The sequence below is a fragment of the Streptomyces sp. NPDC037271 genome (assembly GCF_055603605.1).
Genome location: NZ_JBVJVN010000003.1, coordinates 254,905 through 274,631, shown reverse-complemented (window position 1 = coordinate 274,631; position 19,727 = coordinate 254,905). Strand labels below are relative to the sequence as shown.

20 protein-coding genes and 2 pseudogenes are annotated in these 19,727 nt (G+C 72.5%); 10 read left to right on the top strand and 12 right to left on the bottom strand.

Annotated features, from left to right (window positions below; genetic code table 11):
- Window positions 1–18: 18 nt before the first annotated feature.
- Together ACZ7G3_RS09015 and ACZ7G3_RS09010 are read right to left on the bottom strand one after the other, a co-directional pair.
- Complete coding sequence (locus tag ACZ7G3_RS09015; protein WP_398134617.1) at window positions 19–747, bottom strand: type 1 glutamine amidotransferase; 729 nt, start codon at window positions 745–747, stop codon at window positions 19–21.
- A 23-nt stretch (window positions 748–770) separates the two neighbouring features.
- On the bottom strand, window positions 771–2,009 hold the full coding sequence (locus ACZ7G3_RS09010) for a DUF1727 domain-containing protein (RefSeq protein WP_426598835.1): 1,239 nt from the start codon (window positions 2,007–2,009) through the stop codon (window positions 771–773).
- A 169-nt stretch (window positions 2,010–2,178) separates the two neighbouring features.
- Here ACZ7G3_RS09010 and def point away from each other — a divergent pair, with 169 nt between their 5' ends.
- On the top strand, window positions 2,179–2,718 hold the full coding sequence (gene def / locus ACZ7G3_RS09005; protein ID WP_470924338.1) for a peptide deformylase: 540 nt from the start codon (window positions 2,179–2,181) through the stop codon (window positions 2,716–2,718).
- Between the two features lie 85 nt (window positions 2,719–2,803).
- Here the strand turns inward: def and ACZ7G3_RS09000 are convergent, their stop codons facing one another.
- Entirely contained in the window at window positions 2,804–3,451 is a 648-nt protein-coding gene (locus tag ACZ7G3_RS09000; protein WP_426524683.1) for a TetR/AcrR family transcriptional regulator, read from the bottom strand.
- Window positions 3,452–3,620: 169 nt separating this feature from the next.
- Here ACZ7G3_RS09000 and ACZ7G3_RS08995 point away from each other — a divergent pair, with 169 nt between their 5' ends.
- Entirely contained in the window at window positions 3,621–4,847 is a 1,227-nt protein-coding gene (locus tag ACZ7G3_RS08995; RefSeq protein WP_470924336.1) for an acyl-CoA dehydrogenase family protein, read from the top strand.
- Here ACZ7G3_RS08995 and ACZ7G3_RS08990 read toward each other — a convergent pair.
- The 7 genes and pseudogenes from ACZ7G3_RS08990 to ACZ7G3_RS08960 form a co-directional block, all read right to left on the bottom strand.
- A pseudogene (locus tag ACZ7G3_RS08990) lies at window positions 4,769–5,148 on the bottom strand (hypothetical protein). The gene ACZ7G3_RS08995 and the pseudogene ACZ7G3_RS08990 sit on opposite strands and share 79 nt — an antisense overlap.
- A 41-nt stretch (window positions 5,149–5,189) precedes the next feature.
- A pseudogene (locus tag ACZ7G3_RS08985) lies at window positions 5,190–5,549 on the bottom strand (cytochrome P450); the annotation flags it as partial.
- Between the two features lie 335 nt (window positions 5,550–5,884).
- Entirely contained in the window at window positions 5,885–6,121 is a 237-nt protein-coding gene (locus ACZ7G3_RS08980) for a DUF6213 family protein (protein WP_426524689.1), read from the bottom strand.
- Between the two features lie 25 nt (window positions 6,122–6,146).
- Entirely contained in the window at window positions 6,147–7,532 is a 1,386-nt protein-coding gene (locus ACZ7G3_RS08975) for an NADP-dependent succinic semialdehyde dehydrogenase (protein ID WP_470924334.1), read from the bottom strand.
- Window positions 7,533–7,638: 106 nt separating this feature from the next.
- Complete coding sequence (locus ACZ7G3_RS08970) at window positions 7,639–8,109, bottom strand: NUDIX hydrolase (RefSeq protein WP_470924333.1); 471 nt, start codon at window positions 8,107–8,109, stop codon at window positions 7,639–7,641.
- Entirely contained in the window at window positions 8,106–9,644 is a 1,539-nt protein-coding gene (locus tag ACZ7G3_RS08965; RefSeq protein ID WP_470924332.1) for an ATP-dependent DNA ligase, read from the bottom strand. The genes ACZ7G3_RS08970 and ACZ7G3_RS08965 overlap by 4 nt, the downstream gene beginning before the upstream one ends.
- 276 nt (window positions 9,645–9,920) lie before the next feature.
- Window positions 9,921–10,901 carry an NAD(P)/FAD-dependent oxidoreductase gene (locus ACZ7G3_RS08960; protein ID WP_470924330.1) on the bottom strand — a complete coding sequence of 327 codons (981 nt, stop codon included), beginning with the start codon at window positions 10,899–10,901 and terminating at the stop codon, window positions 9,921–9,923.
- Window positions 10,902–10,963: 62 nt separating this feature from the next.
- Between ACZ7G3_RS08960 and ACZ7G3_RS08955 the strand changes: the two genes are divergently transcribed.
- The 6 genes from ACZ7G3_RS08955 (at window position 10,964) to ACZ7G3_RS08930 (ending at window position 16,366) form a co-directional block, all read left to right on the top strand.
- On the top strand, window positions 10,964–11,539 hold the full coding sequence (locus tag ACZ7G3_RS08955) for a helix-turn-helix domain-containing protein (protein ID WP_470924328.1): 576 nt from the start codon (window positions 10,964–10,966) through the stop codon (window positions 11,537–11,539).
- Between the two features lie 196 nt (window positions 11,540–11,735).
- Window positions 11,736–12,716: an NADPH:quinone oxidoreductase family protein gene (locus ACZ7G3_RS08950; RefSeq protein ID WP_426598844.1), complete on the top strand. Its 981-nt coding sequence runs from the start codon at window positions 11,736–11,738 to the stop codon at window positions 12,714–12,716.
- Complete coding sequence (locus ACZ7G3_RS08945; RefSeq protein ID WP_426598845.1) at window positions 12,713–13,894, top strand: acyl-CoA dehydrogenase family protein; 1,182 nt, start codon at window positions 12,713–12,715, stop codon at window positions 13,892–13,894. The genes ACZ7G3_RS08950 and ACZ7G3_RS08945 overlap by 4 nt, the downstream gene beginning before the upstream one ends.
- Complete coding sequence (locus ACZ7G3_RS08940; RefSeq protein WP_470924326.1) at window positions 13,891–14,979, top strand: acyl-CoA dehydrogenase family protein; 1,089 nt, start codon at window positions 13,891–13,893, stop codon at window positions 14,977–14,979. Before ACZ7G3_RS08945 ends, ACZ7G3_RS08940 begins: the two co-directional genes overlap by 4 nt.
- Window positions 14,980–15,183: 204 nt before the next feature.
- Window positions 15,184–16,047 (top strand): phosphatidylinositol-specific phospholipase C/glycerophosphodiester phosphodiesterase family protein, encoded by an 864-nt coding sequence (locus ACZ7G3_RS08935; RefSeq protein ID WP_470924324.1) that lies wholly within the window; start codon window positions 15,184–15,186, stop codon window positions 16,045–16,047.
- Between the two features lie 124 nt (window positions 16,048–16,171).
- Window positions 16,172–16,366, top strand: coding sequence for a hypothetical protein (locus ACZ7G3_RS08930; protein ID WP_279563426.1), 195 nt, complete (start codon window positions 16,172–16,174; stop codon window positions 16,364–16,366).
- A 46-nt stretch (window positions 16,367–16,412) separates the two neighbouring features.
- Here the strand turns inward: ACZ7G3_RS08930 and ACZ7G3_RS08925 are convergent, their stop codons facing one another.
- Entirely contained in the window at window positions 16,413–16,781 is a 369-nt protein-coding gene (locus tag ACZ7G3_RS08925; RefSeq protein WP_470924322.1) for a DUF779 domain-containing protein, read from the bottom strand.
- Window positions 16,782–16,926: 145 nt separating this feature from the next.
- On the opposite strand from ACZ7G3_RS08925, the gene ACZ7G3_RS08920 reads away from it, so the two are divergent.
- Both ACZ7G3_RS08920 and ACZ7G3_RS08915 read left to right on the top strand, forming a co-directional pair.
- A complete protein-coding gene (locus ACZ7G3_RS08920; protein ID WP_426598849.1) occupies window positions 16,927–17,403 on the top strand; it encodes a MarR family winged helix-turn-helix transcriptional regulator in 477 nt (158 codons plus the stop codon).
- A gap of 127 nt (window positions 17,404–17,530) precedes the next feature.
- Entirely contained in the window at window positions 17,531–19,123 is a 1,593-nt protein-coding gene (locus ACZ7G3_RS08915) for an MFS transporter (protein WP_470924320.1), read from the top strand.
- Between the two features lie 51 nt (window positions 19,124–19,174).
- Here the strand turns inward: ACZ7G3_RS08915 and ACZ7G3_RS08910 are convergent, their stop codons facing one another.
- Complete coding sequence (locus ACZ7G3_RS08910) at window positions 19,175–19,564, bottom strand: luciferase domain-containing protein (protein ID WP_426524713.1); 390 nt, start codon at window positions 19,562–19,564, stop codon at window positions 19,175–19,177.
- Window positions 19,565–19,727 lie beyond the last annotated feature (163 nt).

Genomic DNA, 19,727 nt, shown 5'->3' with positions numbered 1-19,727 from the left:
GCTGCGGGGCAGCCGGGTCTACGCAGGCTGCTGCGCGGCGGCGATGCGCTCGTTGCGGAGCGCCTCGTACCAGCGGTCGTCGGTCGGCGGCAGCGCGTTCACGTCGAGCGCCAGCTTCAGCAGCAGGTCCGCGATCAGCGGGTTGCGCGCCAGCACCGGGCCGTGCATGTACGTGCCGAAGACGGTGTCGTTGTACGCGCCCTCCGTGCCGTCGCCCGTGCCGTTGCCGTTGCCGAAGCGGACCTGGGCGAAGGGGCGGGCGCCGGGGCCGATGTGGGTGACGCCCTGGTGGTTCTCGAAGCCGGTCAGCGGAGGCAGGCCCAGACGCGGGTCGATGTCGCCGAGGACGTCGCCGACGCACCGGGCGCCCTCGCCGCGCGTCGAGACCACGTCGAGCAGGCCGAGGCCCGGCTCGCGCTGCCCCAGGTCGTTGATGAACTCCTGGCCCAGGATCTGGTAGCCGGCGCAGACGGAGAAGACGATCGCGCCGTTCTCCACCGCCCGGTACAGGCCGCCGTCCCGGCGCAGCCGCTCGGCCGCGAGCCGCTGCGGACGGTCCTCGCCGCCGCCGATCAGGTAGATGTCGCCGGAGGTCGGGATCGGCTGGTCGCTGCGCACGTCGAGCCGGGCGACGTCGAGGCCGCGCTGGCGGGCCCGGCGTTCCACGACGAGGGCGTTGCCCTGGTCGCCGTACGTGCTGAGCAGGTCCGGGTAGATCCAGACGATCCGCAGTTGGTTGTCGCTCACGAAAGTCCCCTGAAGTCTCGCGGTCAGTTGCCGACGCGGCGGCGCAGGTCCTGGAAGGCGGTGTAGTTCGCGATGACCTCGATGCGTCCCGGCGGGCACAGCTGCACCGCCTGGTCGATGTCCTCGCAGACCTGGAACTGCTGGTTCGCGACCTCCAGGCGCACCGCGAGGTCCAGCTTCCGGTCACCGACCAGGCAGATCGGATGGCCGGTCAGCCTGGTGTAGTCCACGTCCCACAGCCAGGAGGTGTCGGTGCCGTCGGCGCCGCGCGCGTTCACCGCGAGGATCACCGGGGTCGGCGGCGGGTCGATCAGGGAGAAGGTCTCCAGCCAGCCCGCCGGGTTCTTGGCGAGCAGCAGACGCAGGTCACGGCCCTGGAACTGCACGACGTCGTAGCGTCCGGCGACCGCCTGCACCTGGTACATACGCTCCAGGGCGACCTGCGGCGGCACCCCGAACACGGCGGCGACGGCGGCCGACGAGGCGGCGTTGGCCTTGTTCGCGCGGCCCGGCAGCTGGAGGTGGATCGGCCAGGCGGAGCCGTGCGGGTCGAGGACGTGGTCGCCGGAGAGCGCCCAGCTCGGCGTGGGCCGGCGGAAGCCGCACTCGCCGCAGAACCAGTCGTCGCCCGGACGCTGCATCACGCCGCCGCAGGACGGGCAGGACCATGCGTCGTCCTTCCACATCTGCCCGGCGGCGACCCAGATCACGTTGGGGGAGGAGGACGCGGCCCACACCACCAGCGGGTCGTCGGCGTTGGCGACGATCACGGCCTTGGAACCGGCCAGACCCTCGCGCCAGTTCTCGGCGAGCATCCGGGTCTCGGCGGCGCGGTCCAGCTGGTCGCGGGAGAGGTTGAGCAGGGCGATGCACTTCGGGTCGGTGTCCCGGGCGACGCCGGCGAGGTACTTCTCGTCGACCTCGATGACGCCGAACCGGGCCTCCGAGCCGCCGGCGAGCGCCGAGGTGATGCCGGCCGGCATGTTGGCGCCGAGCGCGTTGGACACGACCGGCCCGGCGGCCTTGAGGGCCTCCGCGATGAGCCGGGTGGTGGTGGTCTTGCCGTTGGTCGCCGAGACGAGGGTCACGTCCAGGTGCTGGGCGAGCCGGGCGAGGAGGTCGGGATCGAGTCTCAGCGCGACCTTGCCGCCGATCACCGAACCGCTGCCGCGCCCCGCGGCACGAGATGCCGCCGCGACCGCCTTGCCCGCGGTCACGGCGATCTTGGCCCGGGGCGTGAGCGGGTCCGAGTTGCCTGCCATCAGTTCTCGATCCTCCTTGCGTACGCGCCGCGCCTGAAGCCTGACGGCCACGTGGTGTGGACCTCAGCCTATCGAGATCCGTTCGCACTCCCGAATCGCGGCACCGGTCATGGCGTTCCGGCGGTGGGCGCGAGCCGCCGGGGGACACAGGGACCCTACTCTTGCCGCCATGCGACAAGGTTCCATCCCGGGCGCCCGCGGGCGCGTCCGGCCCCTCAGTCTCCTCGGCGACCCCGTCCTGCACGCACCCTGCGAGGAGGTGACGGACTTCGGTCCGGAACTCGCGGCCCTCGTGGAGGACTTGTTCGCGACCATGTACGCCGCGCACGGCGTGGGTCTGGCCGCGAACCAGATCGGTGAGCCGGTGCGCGTCTTCGTCTACGACTGCCCGGACGACGAGGACCAACGTCACCTCGGCCACGTGGTGAACCCGCGGCTCGTCGAGACCGACGGGGTGGTGGTGCGCGGGCCGGAGGGCTGTCTGTCGCTGCCGGGCCTGGAGGCCGGAACCGAGCGTCACGACCACGCGGTCGTGTCGGGCTTCACGGTGACCGGGGAGCCGGTCACCGTGCACGGGTCCGGATTCTTCGCCCGGTGCCTCCAGCACGAGTGCGACCACCTGGAGGGCCGGGTGTACGCCGACCGTCTGGCCGGCCGGCGTCACCGGAAGCTGATGCGACAGGTGGCGAGGGCTTCCTGGCGCCGCTGAGGGCGTCGGCCGGGGTTACGGGGCCGCACCGGCGGGTGGCCGCGCCGCACGGGCACGTCCGGTCCACGGAGGCGGCCCGGGGCCGTCAGAAGCCCGGGCCGCCCGCCTTGTCGCCGGCCGCGGCGAGGCGGCCCCACAGGAGGTCGGCGAGGGTACGCACCAACTCCGCCCGGGGGCACGGGCGTTCGCCCAGCCACCAGTCCCCGGCGGCGTGCATCATGCCGACGATGCCGTGCCCCCAGACCCGGGCCAGCTGCTGGGTGCCCGGTCCGACGTCGAGGCGCTCCTCGATGACCTGGGCCAGCTCCTCGCCCATGCGGCGCAGCAGGGGTGCCGAGTGCTTGCCGACGTCGAAGCCCTGGTCGCCCTGTGGGGTGCTGCCCTCCGCCGGATGCATCAGGAAGCGGTACACCTGCGGGCGTGCCTCGATGGCCGCCAGGTAGGTGTCCAAGGTGGCCTCGACCCGTTCCCGCCGTTCCGCCGGAGCGTCCAGGGCGGCCCGCAGCGAGGAGAGGAGAGCGTCCGTGTGCCGCTTCGCCAGGGCGGCGTAGAGTCCGCTCTTGTCGCCGAAGTGGCGGTAGAGGATCGGCTTGGTGATGCCGGCCTCGGCGGCGATGGCGTTCATCGAGGCCTGTGGGCCGTCGCGCAGCACCACCCGGTCGGCAGCCTCCAGCAGCTCGCGCCGGCGGCGGTCGGCGGACTGCTGTTGATCGGTCCGCTGCGTGGTGTCCATGTGCTCTCCCCACCCGTGCTGTTTCGGTGACGCCTGCGCAAACTAACACCCGGCGGGCACCGCGCATCGAACGGGAGGGCGGCGGGGCCTGGGGAGTTGACTTTTCCTACCCACCGGTAAAAGACTCGCGTTACCGCAAGTAACATGTATGTGCGTCACTGGAGGGGACATGGCCGAGTTCACCATGGAGCTCAACGACGAACAGAAGGAGGTCCGGGACTGGCTGCACGGCTTCGCCGCCGACATCATCCGTCCCGCCGCCGCCGAATGGGACGAGCGTGAGGAAACTCCCTGGCCGGTCATCCAGGAGGCCGCCAAGGTCGGCATCTACTCCCTCGACTTCTACGCCCAGCAGTACTTCGACCCCACCGGCCTCGGCATCCCCATGGCGATGGAGGAGCTGTTCTGGGGTGACGCCGGTATCGCCCTGTCCATCGTCGGCACCGGTCTGGCCGCCGTCGGTGTCCTCGCCAACGGCACCGACGAGCAGATCGGCACCTGGATCCCCCAGATGTACGGCGACGCCGGCGACGTCAAGGTCGCGGCGTTCTGCTCCTCCGAGCCCGACGCCGGCTCCGACGTGGCCTCCATGCGCACGCGTGCCGTGTACGACGAGGCCAAGGACGAGTGGGTGCTCAACGGCACCAAGACCTGGGCGACCAACGGCGGCATCGCGGGCGTCCACGTCGTCGTCGCGGTCGTCGACGCGGAACTGGGCTCCAAGGGCCACGCCTCCTTCATCGTCCCGCCGGACACGCCGGGGCTGTCCCAGGGCCAGAAGTTCAAGAAGCACGGCATCCGCGCCTCGCACACCGCCGAGGTGATCCTCGACAGCGTGCGTGTCCCCGGCTCCTGCCTGCTCGGCGGCAAGGAGAAGCTCGACGCCCGCCTGGCCCGCGCCCGGGAGAAGGCCAAGAAGGGGGGCGAGCGGGTGAAGAACGCGGCGATGGCCACCTTCGAGGCCTCACGGCCGGCGGTCGGCGCCATGGCGGTCGGCACCGCCCGGGCCGCCTATGAGGTCGCCCTCGAGTACGCGCGGACCCGCGAGCAGTTCGGCCGCCCGATCATCGACAACCAGGGCGTCGCCTTCCAGCTCGCCGACATGCGCACCTCCATCGACGCGGCGCGGCTGCTGGTGTGGCGGGCCTCGTGGATGGCGGTCAACGGCAAGCCGTTCACGGCGGCCGAGGGGTCGATGTCCAAGCTGTTCGCGAGTGAGACGGCGAAGAAGGTGACCGCCCAGGCGGTCCAGATCCTGGGCGGCAACGGCTACACCCGGGAGTACCCGGTGGAGCGGATGCACCGCGACTCCGCGATCTACACGATCTTCGAGGGCACGAGTGAGATCCAGCGGCTGGTGATCGCGCGGACGCTGGCGGGCATGCCCATCCGCTGACCGTGCCTCAACGGCGTCGGTTGCCCGATGTCGTACGTGGCCCGCAACGCCTCGACGGCCTCGTGGTCCGGCGGCCCCCGTCGCCCAGGATCTCCAGCGGTTCCTCGAAGTAGCGCTCGTGGTCCGGGGGTGGGCTCGCTTGGAAGGACATCCTGGCCGGCTCGCCCGCCGGGTAGGCGGAGGCCGTGCGCGAGTGCGAACCGGTCACCTTGAAGGTCACGTGCTGGGCGGGCGCCCGCACCACCCTGCCCTGCCCCGGCGGCACCAGCAGCCCATCCGACACCGCCGGCACACCGCTCACCAGGTCACCGGCAGGGCCTCGGGCCCGCGGATCAGCGCCCCCTACCTGAAGGGCACGTCCTCGGGCGGCACCGCGGGCTTCAGGCCGGGTACCCGGTCCAGAACCGTGCCGACGAGCAGTTCGGACTCCAGCCGGGCGAGCGTGCCGCCGGGGCAGTAGTGCGGGCCGAAGCCGAAGGACACGTGCGGGTTGGGGCTGCGGGCGAAGTCGATCGTGTCCGGGTCGGAGAAGACCTCCGGGTCGCGGTTCGCGGCCAGGTACGACACGTGGACCGCGTCGCCCGCCCGGATGCGTACGCCCCTGACGTCCACGTCCTCCAGCGCGATCCGGGACAGCCCGACCGCGTTGCGATGGGGAATCCAGCGCAGTAGTTCGTCGATGGCCCAAGGACGGATCGCTGGGCGACGGGGCCCTGCCGCGTGGTGCTGTCGAACGCGCCGGTGTTCTCCATCACCCGGAGGAGCAGCGGCAGTTGAGGATGGCCGGCGTGGCGCTCGCGCGCCGGCTCCAGCGTCTCCTCCGTCGCGGTCACGTGCTCCGGAACGGACACGGAGGGGCTGCGCGAAGTCGCCATGAACCGTGCCTGCTTCCGCCTCGTGGAACGCTCTCGCCCCGGCCGGAAAGCGGTGCTCCTTTTCGGGGGTGTCCATCCACGATCACTCACGGGGGCGGCGATCTCCCGCCGGGATACTCCGTCCCGGGGACCGGCCGGTGCGGGCGGCGGGCACGAACGGCGTCAGGAGGACTGGCCGCTGCTGTGGGCGATGCAGGCCACGTCGATCCGGTCGGCGAGTTTGGCGAGCTCGATGGTGAGGGCGGCGACCGTGTCCTCGTCCAGAGTCACCTCGCCGGCCTCCACCAGCCGCAGCCAGCGCCCGCCCACCGTGCGCAGCAGCTTGCTCACGTCGGACGCGGCGACCTGAAGGGTGCCGCGGTCGTCGACGATCAGAGGCAGGGTCACTTCGCGGTTCACAAAGGGGATCGTAGTCGCGTAAGGCTCACGCTCCGTGCCATACGGTGGTGATGTTGCAGAACTCCCGGATTCCGTGCCCGGACAGCTCACGCCCGTAGCCCGACCGCTTGACCCCGCCGAACGGGAACGCCGGATGGGACGCCGTCATCCCGTTGACGTACACGCCGCCGGCCTCCAGGTCCCGTACGAAGCGGTCCACGTCGGCGTCGTCGCGCGTCCAGACGTTGGAACTGAGCCCGAAGTCGGTGTCGTTGGCGATCAGGACCGCCTCGTCCAGGTCGGCCGCGCGGTACAGCGTGGCGACCGGGCCGAAGGCCTCCTCGCGGTGGATGCGCATCCCGCGGGTGACGCCGGCCAGCACGGTCGGCGGGTAGTACCAGCCGGGCCCGCCCGGGCGTTCGCCTCCGCACAGCACGCTCGCGCCGCCGCGTACCGCGTCGTCGACCAGTTCGACGAGGTCGTTCACGCCCTGCTCGCTGGAGAGCGGGCCGACCTCGGTTCCCTCGTCCATCGGGTCGCCGACCGTCAGCGCCTTCATGCCCTCGGTGAAGCGTTCGGCGAAGGCGTCGTACACGTCGGTGTGCACGATGAACCGTTTGGCGGCGATGCAGGACTGCCCGGCGTTCTGTGTGCGCGCGTTCACCGCCACCTGGGCGGCGCGGTCCACGTCGGCGGACGGCATCACGACGAACGGGTCGCTGCCGCCCAGCTCCAGCACCGTCTTCTTGATCATCTCTCCGGCGGTGGAGGCGACCGCGCGGCCGGCGGGCTCGCTGCCGGTGAGGGTGGCGGCCCGCACGCGCTCGTCGCGCAGGATGTCGTCCACGGCCGCCGACCCGATCAGCAGGGTCTGGAAGCAGCCCTCGGGGAAGCCCGCCCGGTGGAAGAGGTCCTCCAGGTAGAGGGCGGTCTGCGGCACGTTCGAGGCGTGCTTGAGCAGCCCGACGTTGCCCGCCATCAGAGCGGGGGCGGCGAACCGGATGACCTGCCAGAGCGGGAAGTTCCACGGCATCACCGCGAGCACCGGACCGAGCGGCCGGTAGCGGACCAGGGCCCGGGAGGCTCCGGAGTCCTTCACGTCCGACTCGGCGGGCTCCTCGTCGGCGAGCAGCTCCGCCGCGTGGTCGGCGTACCAGCGCATCGCCTTGGCGCACTTGGCGGCCTCCGCGCGGGCCTGCTTGACCGGCTTGCCCATCTCCGTGGTGATGACCTTGCCGATCTCGTCCTGGTCCGCCTCCAGGAGGTCGGCGGCCCGGCGCATGAGCCGGGCGCGCTCGTCGAACGGCGTCGTCCGGTACGTGCGGAAAGTGGCCTCCGCGAGCTGGAGCCGGCGCTCGATCTCCTCCTCGCCCATGGCCTCGTACGTCCTGAGCGTCTCGCCGTTCGCCGGGTTCACCGTCGCGATGGGCATGGCCGACCTCCCTGGTGCGGACTCGTGCTTCGACCTTGGCGCGCGGCGCGGGTCGCCGCAACGCGGACGGGTCCCGTGCAGTACGCCCGCCACTGGTCGCTTCTCGTCAGTGCGAGTGCTCAGCCAGCCGGTCGAGAAACGCGGCCTGCGCCTTCACGATCACCTCGCGCGCCCGGTCCACCGGGAACCACGCCACCCGGTCCAGCTCGGGGAACTCCTCGAACCGGCCCGACCTCGGCGGCCACTCCATGCGGAACGTGCCGGGGACGACCGCCGCCGGATCGAGGCCGGCCTCGACGGCCCACACCGTGACGACCTTGCCGCCCGCCTGCCGTACCTCCCCGAGCGGTACGGCCTCGCCCTCGGGCGGCGGCAGCCCCAGTTCCTCCTCGAACTCGCGCCGGGCCGCCTCCCAGGCCGGTTCGGCGGGGTCGTACTCGCCCTTCGGGACGGTCCACGCCCCGGCGTCCCGACGGGCGTAGAAGGGACCGCCCATGTGGCCGAGGAGAACCTGGAGGCCGTGGCCGGGGTCGCGCCGGTCGCGCCGGTACAGCAGCAGGCCGGCGCTGCGCCTCACGGGGCCGCCTCGGGGTGCGCGGCGAGCAGGGCGTCCACCGTGTCCGCCTCCTCGGGGCGTTTGTCCTCGCGGTAGCGGACCACGCGGGCGAAGCGGAGGGTGACGCCGGCCGGGTAGCGGGTGGACCGCTGGAGGCCGTCGTAGGCGATCTCGACGACGAGCTCGGGGCGTACGGTCACTCCCCAGTCGTGTTCCTCGACGGCCAGCTGCCCCAGGCGCTCGGTCTGCCAGGCCAGCAGCGCGTCGGTCATGCCCTTGAACGTCTTGCCGAGCATGACGAAGGAGCCGTCGGGGGCGCGGGCGCCCAGGTGGAGGTTGGAGAGCTTGCCGGTGCGGCGGCCGTGGCCCCACTCGGCGGCCAGGACGACCAGGTCGAGGGTGTGGACGGGCTTGACCTTCAGCCAGGACGCGCCGCGCCGGCCCGCGCTGTAGGCGGCGTCGAGTCCCTTGACCACGACGCCCTCGTGTCCGCGCCTCAGCGTCTCGGCGAGGAACTCCTCGGCGGCCCGCGCCTCCTCGGGCCCGCGCACCAGGGTGCGCCGCACCCGCGCCGGTTCGGGGACCAGCCGGGCCAGCTCCGCGTGCCGCCCGGTCAGCGGCAGGTCGAGCAGGTCGTGGCCGTCGACGGACAGCGCGTCGAAGAACACGACGGAGACGGGCACCGCCCGCGCGGCCGTGGCCACGTCCGTGCGGGAGCCGACCCGCCCGGCGGTCTCCTGGAAGGAGCGGGGGCGTCCGTTCGCGTCGAACGAAATCACCTCGCCGTCCAGGATGAACCGCTCGCCGGGCAGTTCGAGTGCCGCCGCGGTGACCTCGGGGAGCCGGTCGGTGATGTCGTCCAGGGTGCGGGTGTACAGCCGTACGGTGTCGCCGTCCCGGTGCACCTGGACGCGGATGCCGTCCAGTTTCTCCTCGACGGCCGAGGCGCCCAGCTTGCCGACCGCCTCGGCGACCGAGGAGGCGCTGTGCGCCAGCATCGGCAGGACGGGGCGGCCGACGGTGAGCCGGAACCGCTCCAGGGCGCCGGGCCCGTCGGCCAGCAGGGCCTCCGCCACCGTCCGCAGCGAGCCCGCGAGCATCACCGCCCGCCGTACGTCGGCCGGGGGCGCGCCGGTCGCCGCGGCCAGGCCCTCCACGGCGGCCGCGTCGAGGGCGCCCTGCCGGACCTCACCGGTGAGCAGCCCGACCAGGAAGCGCTGCTCGTCCTCGGTGGCCGCGCCCATCAGCTCGCCGACCAGCCGCGTCCGCTCGGCCTGCGAACCGGCGCCGGACACCGCGCCGAGCCGCGAGAGCCGGGCGTCCACCTCGCGCACGGTCAGACTCGGCATGGCGGCCGGCGCCACCGGGCGGCTCAGCACCTTCCAGCCGACGCCGATCCGCCCCTGGGGGAGCCGGCCCGCCAGATACGGGATGACGACCGGCACGTCCGCCGCCTCCGCCTCCCGGAACAGCTCCGCGAGCAGGGCGGTCTTCCGGGACCGCGCCGACGTGGCGGCGACCTCCCGGGACACCTGGACCAACCGGGCGAGCAGCATGCAGTCAGAGTGCACCGGAGAGGCCGGACCACACCCGCGGGCGGCACGCCTCGCCGGTCCTCGCGGCGGACGGTGCGGTGGCTGCGCGGTGCCGGGCGGTTACGCACCCTGCCGAAAGGGCGGGGCTGCGTGCCGGGCGGTCACGTCCCGCCGAAAGCGCGGGGTCGCGTGCCGGGCGCGTACTGCCCTGCCGCACGGGCGTGGGAGCGTACCCGTCCAGCGCCGCGCGCCGATCCGGCACCACAGTGTCCCCGCGGCGCGGTCCGCCCGCGCTGCCTAGCCCGCGATGGCCGCGTCCAGGTCCGACATGATCAGGTCGCCGACGATCGCCGACGCCGCGCGGTAGCCGCCGCTCGCCGCGTGGACGACCTGCTCGGCGAATCCCATCGCGTTGCCGGCGGTCCACACGCCGGGCGCGGTGGTCCGGCCCGTCGGGTCCACCACGGGGTAGGCGCCGAACGGGGTCTCCTGCAGTTCGGCGCCGAGCCGCTCCATCAGGCCGGTCTGCGGCACGGCCTTGGGGGCGACGAACACCACCGAGCGGTCGTGCTCCGTGCCGTCCGCGAGCCGGACCCCGGTGAGCCGGTCGTCCTCGACCCGCAGGCCGGCGACCTCGCCGGGCACCACCTTGACCCCGGCCGCGGCGAGCCGTCGCAGGTCCTCGTCGGACAGCTCCTCCTCGGCGACCGTGTGCAGGAAGAGGGTCACGTCGTCGGACCAGCCGGACACCATCAGCGCCTGGTGCACGCTGAGCGGGCCGGCGGCGAGAACACCGAAGCGCTCGTCGCGTACTTCCCAGCCGTGGCAGAACGGGCAGTGCAGCACGTCCCGGCCGAACCGCTCCGCGACGCCGGGCACCGCCGGCAGCTCGTCCTTGAGGCCGGTGGTGACGATCAGCCGACGAGCGTGCACGGTGCGCCCGCCTGCCAGCTCCACGGCGATGTCCTCGCCCCGGGCCACGTCCACCGCCCGGTCGCGGACGAGTTCCACGCCGTACCGCGCGACCTCTTCCCGGCCGAGCGCCAGGAACTCCGCGGGCGGCATGCCGTCCCGGGTCAGGTAGCCCTGCATGTGGTCCGAGGGCGCGTTGCGCGGCTCACCGGCGTCGACGACCAGCGTGCGCAGCCGCGAGCGGCCCAGGACGAGCGCGGCGGAGAGTCCGGCCGCACCGCCGCCGACGACTACCACGTCGTAGTTCTCGGTCAGGTCCTTGTTCTGGGTCAGGTCCTTGTTCTGGGTCACGGTGACCACCTCCACGTAGAAGGTCGCCCGAGCGGTACGGGATTGACAAATGCATTTGCCGGTTCTGCAATAAGGGCATGACTGCAGACGACGTTCTCGCCGGTGTCGGACCGAGGCTCCGCCAGCTGCGCAAGGAGCGGGAGGTGACCCTGGCGGCGCTCTCCGAGACGACCGGCATCTCGGTGAGCACCCTGTCGCGGCTGGAGTCGGGCCTGCGCAGACCGAGCCTCGAACTGCTGCTCCCGATCGCCCAGGCCCACCAGGTGCCGCTGGACGAACTGGTCGGCGCCCCGCCGGTCGGCGACCCCCGGGTGCGAGCCAAGCCCATCGTGCGCCACGGCCGCACCCACTGGCCCCTCACCCGCCAGCCGGGCGGGCTCCAGGCCTTCAAGGTGCTGGTGCCCCAGGGCAAGGACGAGCCGGATCCGCGGACCCACGAGGGGTACGAGTGGCTGTACGTCCTCTCCGGCCGGCTGCGGCTGGTGCTCGGTGACCACGACGTGGTGCTGTCGGCGGGGGAGGCGGCCGAGTTCGACACCCGGGTGCCGCACTGGTTCGGGTCGACGGGTGAGGGGCCGGTCGAGTTCCTCAGCCTGTTCGGCCCGCAGGGGGAGCGGATGCACGTACGGGCGCGGCCCGCCGGACAGTCGTGACGGAACGCCCCGGTCGTGACTCGACGACCGCCCGCGACTTGTTGACCCCGCGACCTGTTGACCCCGGGACCTGTTGCCACCCGAAACCTGTTGCCACCCGCCGCCTGTTGCCGACCGCGACCTGTTCCCTGATCGGCAAGCGACCGCTTAGTATGCGGGAGACCCGGTCGGACGACGCAGTCGGTGGAGGCCCCGCATGCAGGCATGGCAGGTGCACGAGAACGGCGAGCCGGGCGAGGTGATGCGCCTCGTGGACGTGGCGCCGCCGACGCCCGGCGACGGTCAGGTGCTGCTGAGGGTCCGCGCGGCGAGCATCAACTTCCCGGACGCACTGCTGTGCCGGGGCCAGTACCAGGTCAGGCCACCGCTGCCGTTCACACCGGGCGTGGAGATCTGCGGTGAGACCGAGGACGGGCGTCGCGTCATCGCCACCCCCGCACTGCCGCACGGCGGCTTCGCCCAGTACGCCGTCGCGGACGCCCGCGCCCTGCTGCCCGCGCCGGACGCCCTGGACGACGCCGAGGCCGCCGCCTTGCACATCGGCTACCAGACGGGGTGGTTCGGCCTGCACCGCCGGGCCCGGCTGGAGGCCGGCGAGACGCTGCTCGTCCACGCCGCCGCAGGAGGAGTCGGCAGCGCGGCCGTGCAGCTCGGCAAGGCCGCCGGCGCCACCGTCATCGGTGTCGTCGGCGGACCCGGGAAGGCGGCCGTCGCCCGCGAGCTGGGCTGCGACGTGGTCGTCGACCGGCACGGCGAGGACGTCGTCGCCGCCGTGAAGGACGCCACCGGCGGCCGGGGCGCCGACGTGATCTACGACCCGGTCGGCGGTCAGGCCTACGCCCAGTCCGCCAAGACCGTCGCCTTCGAGGGCCGGATCGTCGTCCTCGGCTTCGCGAGCGGCACGATCCCCAGCCCCGCGCTGAACCACGCCCTGATCAAGAACTACGCGATCCTCGGCCTGCACTGGGGCCTGTACAACACCAGGAATCCCAAGCTGGTCCAGCACTGCCACGAACAGCTCACCGAGCTGGCCGCACGGGGCGCGATCAAGCCGCTGGTGAGCGAGCGGGTGCCGCTCGACGGGGCCGCCGACGCCGTGCAGCGCGTCGCCGACGGCAGGACGACCGGCCGGGTGGCCGTCGTACCGGAGAAGCTGGAGAAGGGAGCCGCCGCATGACCGACGCAGCGGAACTGCGCCGCCGTACCAAGGAACTGCTGGCCGCGCATCCACCGGCCGCCACCGAACGCCTGGACTTCCTCCGGGCCCGCTTCGACGCCGGACTGGCCTGGGTGCACTACCCCGAGGGCCTCGGCGGACTCGCCGCCCCGCGCTCCCTCCAGGCCGTCGTGGACGCCGAACTGGCGGCCGCGGGCGCCCCCGACAACGACCCCCGGCGCATCGGCATCGGCCTCGGCATGGCCGCCCCGACCATCCTCCAGTACGGCACCGAGGAGCAGAAGCAGAGCCTCCTGCGCCCCTTGTGGACCGGCGAGGAGGTCTGGTGCCAGCTGTTCAGCGAACCGGGCGCCGGCTCCGACCTGGCCGCCCTCGGTACGCGGGCGGTCCGGGAGGGCGAGGACTGGGTCGTCAACGGGCAGAAGGTGTGGACGTCCAGCGCGCACCTCGCCCGCTGGGCCATCCTCATCGCCCGCACCGACCCGGACGTGCCCAAGCACCGGGGCATCACCTACTTCGTGTGCGACATGACCGACCCCGGTGTCGAGGTCCGGCCGCTGCGCCAGGTCACCGGCGAGGCCGAGTTCAACGAGGTGTTCCTCACCGACGTCCGCATCCCCGACTCCCGCCGCCTCGGCGAGACCGGCGACGGCTGGCGCGTCGCGCAGACCACGCTGAACAACGAACGCGTCGCCATCGGCGGCACCCCGATCCCCCGCGAGGGCGGCATGATCGGCAAGATCGCCGCGACCTGGCGGGAACGCCCCGAACTGCGCACCCACGACCTGCACCAGCGGCTGCTCGGCCTGTGGGTCGAGGCCGAGGTCGCCCGCCTCACCGGCGTACGCCTGCGCCAGCAACTGGTGGCCGGCCAGCCGGGCCCCGAGGGCGCCGGCATGAAGCTGAACTTCGCCCGCCTCAACCAGGAGATCAGCGGCCTGGAGGTCGAACTCCTCGGCGAGGAGGGCCTGCTCTACGACGACTGGACCATGCGCCGCCCCGAGCACGTGGACTTCACCGGCCGTGACGCCGGGTACCGCTACCTGCGCTCCAAGGGCAACAGCATCGAGGGCGGGACCAGCGAGGTCCTGCTGAACATCGTCGCCGAGCGCGTCCTGGGCCTGCCCGCCGAGCCGCGCACCGACAAGGACGTCGCATGGAAGGACCTCGCCCGATGAGCGCACAGTCGGAACCCGGTCTGCTCTACTCGGAGGAGGAAGAGGCGCTGCGCGCCGCCGTCCGGGACCTGCTCACCGACCACTGCGACCCGGCGGACGTCATCGCCCGCACCGAGTCGGCCGCCCCGCACGACGTGTCGCTGTGGAAGACGCTCTCCGACTCGATGGGCCTCGCGGGCCTGCTGATCCCCGAGGAACTGGGCGGTCAGGGCGCCACCCACCGGGAAGCCGCCGTCGTACTGGAGGAGCTCGGGCGCGCCGTCGCACCGGTGCCGTACCTGACGAGTGCCGTCGTCGCCACCGAGGCGCTCCTGGCCTGCGGAGCCGAGGACCTGCTCACCGAAGTGGCGTCCGCGACGACCACCGCCGTACTCGCCGTCGGCCTGCACGTCGCACCGGGCGGTGCCGTCCCGCACGTACGGCTCGAAGAGGGCCGGCTGCGCGGAGGGTTGGCCGGCATCGCCGACGCGGCCGTCGCCGACGTGCTGCTGGTGCCCGCGGACGACGGGGGGCTGTACGCGGTCCGCGCCGCCGACGTGACCGTCACCCCACAGGTGTCCCTGGACCTGACCCGGCCCGTGGCCCGCGTGGCCCTCGACGGCGTGTCCGGACACCGGCTCGGCGACGCCGGACCCGTCGTACGGCGCGCCCTGCGGGCCGGAGCCGGGCTGCTCGCCTCCGAGCAACTGGGCCTGGCCGACTGGCTGCTGACCGAGACGGTCCGCTACCTCAAGGAACGCAAGCAGTTCAACCGCCAGGTCGGCGGGTTCCAGGCGCTCAAACACCGGCTCGCCGGGCTGTGGCTGGAGGTCGCCGGCCTGCGCGCCGCCGCCCGCAACGCGGCCGACGCGCTGGCGACCGGCGCGGACACCGACGTGGCCGTCGCCGTGGCGCAGGCGTACGCGGGCCGGGTCGCCGTCCACGCCGCCGAGGAGGCGCTGCAACTGCACGGCGGCATCGGCATGACGTGGGAACACCCGGTCCACCTGTACCTGAAGCGGGCCAAGGCCGACTCGATCGCCTACGGCGCGGCGGGCACCCACCGGGAAGCGCTGGCCGAACTGATCGACCTGCGAGCACCCTGACGCCCGTCCGTCCCTTTCCAGGTGATGCCGTCCCATTCCGGGTGATGCCCGTCCCACCAGGGGCGGGCATCTTCCGCGTCCGCCGCCGGACGACATGAACGACCGGCGGCGGTCCGGCCAACTCCCCGCACGGCCCTGCCCCCTGACGACATCGGGACCCCATACTCACAGGCGTCCCGTACGGCACCTCCAGGGAGGCAGAGCATGGCCCTCACCACCCGACGCAGAGCCCTCACCACTCTCGGCGCCGCCCTCGCGGGCGCGGTCGCCCTGCCCGCCGGCACCGCGCTGGCGAGCGAAGGCAGGCACGGCCCGCGCCCGCTGTGGCGCGCCCACGCCCACAACGACTACGAGCACCCCCGCCCCCTCCTCGACGCCCTCGACCACCGCTTCGGCAGCGTCGAGGCCGACATCTACCTGGTGGGCGACCAGCTCCTCGTCGCCCACGACCCCGAGGACCTCGACCCGTCCCGCACCCTGGAATCCCTCTACCTCGACCCCCTCGCCGCCCGCGTCCGCGCCCACCACGGCCGGGTCTACCGGCGGGACCGCCGCGCCCTGCAACTCCTGATCGACATCAAGACCGAGGGATCGTCGACGTACCTCGAACTCGACCGTCATCTGCGCCGCTACAAGCACCTGTTCACCACCTACGCCCACGGCAGGGTGTTCCCCGGCGCGGTCACCGCGGTGATCTCCGGTGACCGGGCGGCCCGCGCGCCCATGGAGGCGCAGCGCATCCGCCGGGCCTTCTACGACGGCCGCCTCGCCGACCTCGGCAGCTCCGCACCGGCCTCCTTCGTCCCGCTGATCAGCGACAACTGGACGCTCAACTTCACCTGGCGGGGCGTGGGCGCCTTCCCGGCTGCCGAACGGCGCAAGCTGCGGGACATCGTCGGCGCGGCGCACTCCCGCGGGCAACGGGTGCGGTTCTGGGCCACGCCCGACGTGGCGGGCCCCGCGAGGGACGCCCTGTGGACCGAACTGCTCGCCGCCGGCGTCGACCACCTCAACACCGACGACCTCGGCGGCCTGGAGGCGTTCCTCGACGCCCACCGGGACGCGTAGGACACCGACGGAGCCGACGGAACAGTACTCGTTCGGAGGACAGGTCAGCCGCCCGGACGAACCCTCCGCTACGCCACACTTACGGCCGAACGCCGCGAAGTGGACGTGGCGGAGGAGGTTGACGATGGCCATTTCCATCTCTGTGGTGCTGTTGCTGTCCGTCCTGGCGGTGATCTTCCTGCGCAACGGCGGGCTCAAGGTCTCGCACGCGTTGGTGTGCCTGCTGCTCGGCTTCTATCTGGCCGGCACGAACATCGCGCCGACCATCCACAGCGGCCTGACCGCGACGGCGGACATCGTCGGCAGCCTCAGACCGTAGGCGGCGGCCGTGACGGGGGGAGGGGGCCGGCGGCCCTCGGGGGGCGCTACGCGTCGATGACGCGGGAGCGGATGAGGAAGCGCACCCCCTCGGGTGCCTCCAGCGAGAAGCCGCCGCCCCGGCCCGCGACGACGTCCACGATCAGTCTGGTGTGGCTCCAGGCCTCGTACTGGCGGCGCGACATCCAGAACGCCACCGGCTCCCCGACGCCCTCGACGACCAGCTCCGCGAGCAGGACGTCCGCGTCACCGGTGCGGAATTCGCCGGCCGGGTAGCACATGGGGGCGCTGCCGTCGCAGCAGCCGCCGGACTGGTGGAACATCAGCGGGCCGTGCGCCGCGCGGAGCCGGCGCAGCAGTGCGGCGGCCCCGGGGGTGAGCTCGACGCGGGGAGTCTCCTCGTATGTGTCGTGCATGTCCCGCATGCCAGCACGGCGAAGGTTGCGAGAGGGTTGCACCCGCGGGTTCCGTGTGTGGTGCCGGGTGTGGTTCCGCGTGTGGGTTCCGCGTGCGGCTTTACCTATTTTGACATACCTATCCAGTCATATCTATCGTGTCCGGGTGACCGACTCCAGCACCCCTCGCCGGGACATCGACCGTGTGGCCTCCGGGCTCGCGGCATGCCTTCCCGCGCTGCACCGGGCGCTGGACCGACAGGTCACCGCCCAGTACCCGCACCCCAAGCCCCCGGAGAGCCAGATCGCGCTGCTGCGGTTCGTCGCCCAGCGCGAGGGCACCACGGTGCGCGAGGCCGCCGAGGCCCTGCTGATGAAGCCGAACAACGTCAGCGCCCTGGTCACCCAGCTCACCGAGCAGGGCGACCTGGAGCGTCGGCAGGACAGTGCCGACAAGCGGGTCGCCCACCTCCACCTCACGGCCACGGCCCGTCAGCGGCTGTCCGAGGTGCGGGAACTGGAGACCGCGTTCATCCGCGACGCACTGACGTCCCTCACCGAGGGCCAGCAGGGCGCGCTCGGCTCCGCCCTGGACGCCCTCGACGCGCTGACGCGGCACCTCCACCCCGCCGCCGCCCGCTGACCGGGCGGGGCCCAGGCATTCCCGCCGGCCGCGGGCACACCGTCGTGCCCGCGGCCGGCCCACCGTGCGCCCGAGGGCCGCCCCGTCCCCCGCACCACCCCTTGAACCTGGAAGAGAAGGCTCACCCATGCCGTCCACGTCCGTGGATCACCCCACCACGCCCGCGGCCGAAACCGCCCCACCGGCGGCCGGCCGCCTGCGGTCCAATCCGTGGCTGACCCTCCTCGCCGTCGCGTTCGGACTGTTCATGGTCCAGCTCGACGGCTCCGTCGTCGCCATCGCCAACCCCGAGATCGGCAGCGACCTGCACGCGTCGACCGCCGAGCTGCAGTGGGTGACCAACTCCTACCTGCTCGCGCTCGCCGCCACCCTCATCCTGGGCGGCAAGCTCGGTGACCGGTTCGGCCGGCGCACCTACTACCTGGTGGGCGTGGCCGGCTTCACCCTCGCCTCCGTCGCCATCGGCCTGGCCGGGTCCATCGAGGGCGTGGTCGCCTTCCGCGCCCTCCAGGGCGTCTTCGGCGGACTGCTGATGCCCAACACCCTCGGACTGCTCCGCTCCGTGTTCCCGCCGAAGAAGTTCGGCATGGCCGTGGGCATCTGGGCCATGGTCTCCGCCGTCGCGACGGCCCTCGGACCCATCGTCGGCGGTCTCCTCGTGGAGAACGTCAACTGGGAGTCCGTCTTCTACATCAACGCCCCCATCGGCATCATCGCCATCGCCTTCGGCATCCTCGTCCTTCCCGAGAGCCGCAACACCTCCGGCCGGGAACGCTTCGACATCCCCGGCCTCGTCCTGCTCGCGCTCGGCCTGCTGGCCGTGGTCTTCGGCGTCGTCAAGGGCGAGACCTGGGGCTGGACGTCCGCGGGCACCCTCGGCTCCGTCGCCGCCGGCCTCGTACTCCTGCTCGTGTTCGGCTGGTACGAGACCCGTGTCGAGCACCCGCTGCTCCCGATGCGCCTGTTCCGCAACCGTGCGCTGACCATCGGCGCGGTCATCACCGCGCTGAACTTCTTCGTCATGCTCGGCGTGATCTTCTTCGTCATGCTCTACCTGCAGAACGTGCGTGGTTTCACGCCGGTCGAGGCGGGCGTGCGGACGCTTCCGCTCAGCCTCGCCTCGCTGGTCGCCTCGCCGCTGGGCGCGGCCCTGACCCAGCGCTTCGGTCCCCGGCTGACCATGCCGCTGGGCATGCTGCTCCAGGCGGCCTCCTGCTTCGGCATGCTCACCTGGCAGACCGACTCCTCCTACGCCACGATGTGGCCGCCGTTCATCGCGCTCGGCCTCGGCGTCGGCATGGTGATGGCCGCCTCCTCCGACGCCATCGTGGGCAACGCCCCCGTCCGGGACGGCGGTGTGGCCGGCGGTCTACAGGCGACGACCCTGCAGATCGGCGGCGCGCTCGGCACGTCCGTCCTCGTCTCCCTGATCAGCAGCAAGGTCGGTGCCACGCTCACCGGGGAGCTGACCGGCGCGGGCGTGCCCCCGGCCGTGGCCCACGGTCTGCAGGAGGCCAAGGACGCCGTGGCGATGGGCGTGGCTCCCGTCTCCGCCGACATGCCGGCCGGCCTGCGGGCCGCCGTGGTGGAGGGCAGCGGGCAGGCGTTCATGAACGGCGTCCACGTGGCCGTGGTCGTCACCGGTGTGCTCTGTGTGCTCGGCGCGGTGGTCGCGGCGCTCGGGATCCGGCGCCGCGCGGAGCAGCCGGCGGACCACTGAGACCGGGCCGGCGGTGCCCTCCTCGGCGTGGGGCACCGCCGGCGGTGTGCCTCAGGTCTCCCCGGCCGCGGAGCGGGGGAGCACCGTGACGCGGTGGAAGTTGCACTTCGAGGGCAGATCCGCCGGGGGGCGCGTCTGATGGGCCTTCAGCGCGATGCTCACCAGGCTCAGCAGCAGGTCGACGTCGGCGTCGCAGTCCAGGTGCACGGTCACCCACCGGGAGCCGGGAACCAGGCGGATGGCGCTGGAGCCGCCGAGGTCGTACTGGAATCGCTGGATGGCCCGGTGGGTGAGGTGGAGGTCCACGTCCCGGTCCGAGTGGAAGTGGACGATCTCGTCGCGGACGGAGCGCAGTGCCCATCCGGTTCCGCAACTGGCCGGACCCGCGGTGAGGTCGGGCCAGGCTTGCAGCCGTTCGAGGGCGCGCTGGGCCAGAGTCATGGCCCCATCGTCGCCCGATCACCGCTCCGCAACCAGAGGTTGAGCGATTTGTAACCGGCACGTGAGGTCAAAGTACGTACCGGAGCCCCCGGGGGGGGGGGGGGGGCGGGTGGGGGGGGGGGTTCCCCCCTTCTTTTCCTGCTCTCCCACGGCGGCATGCTCC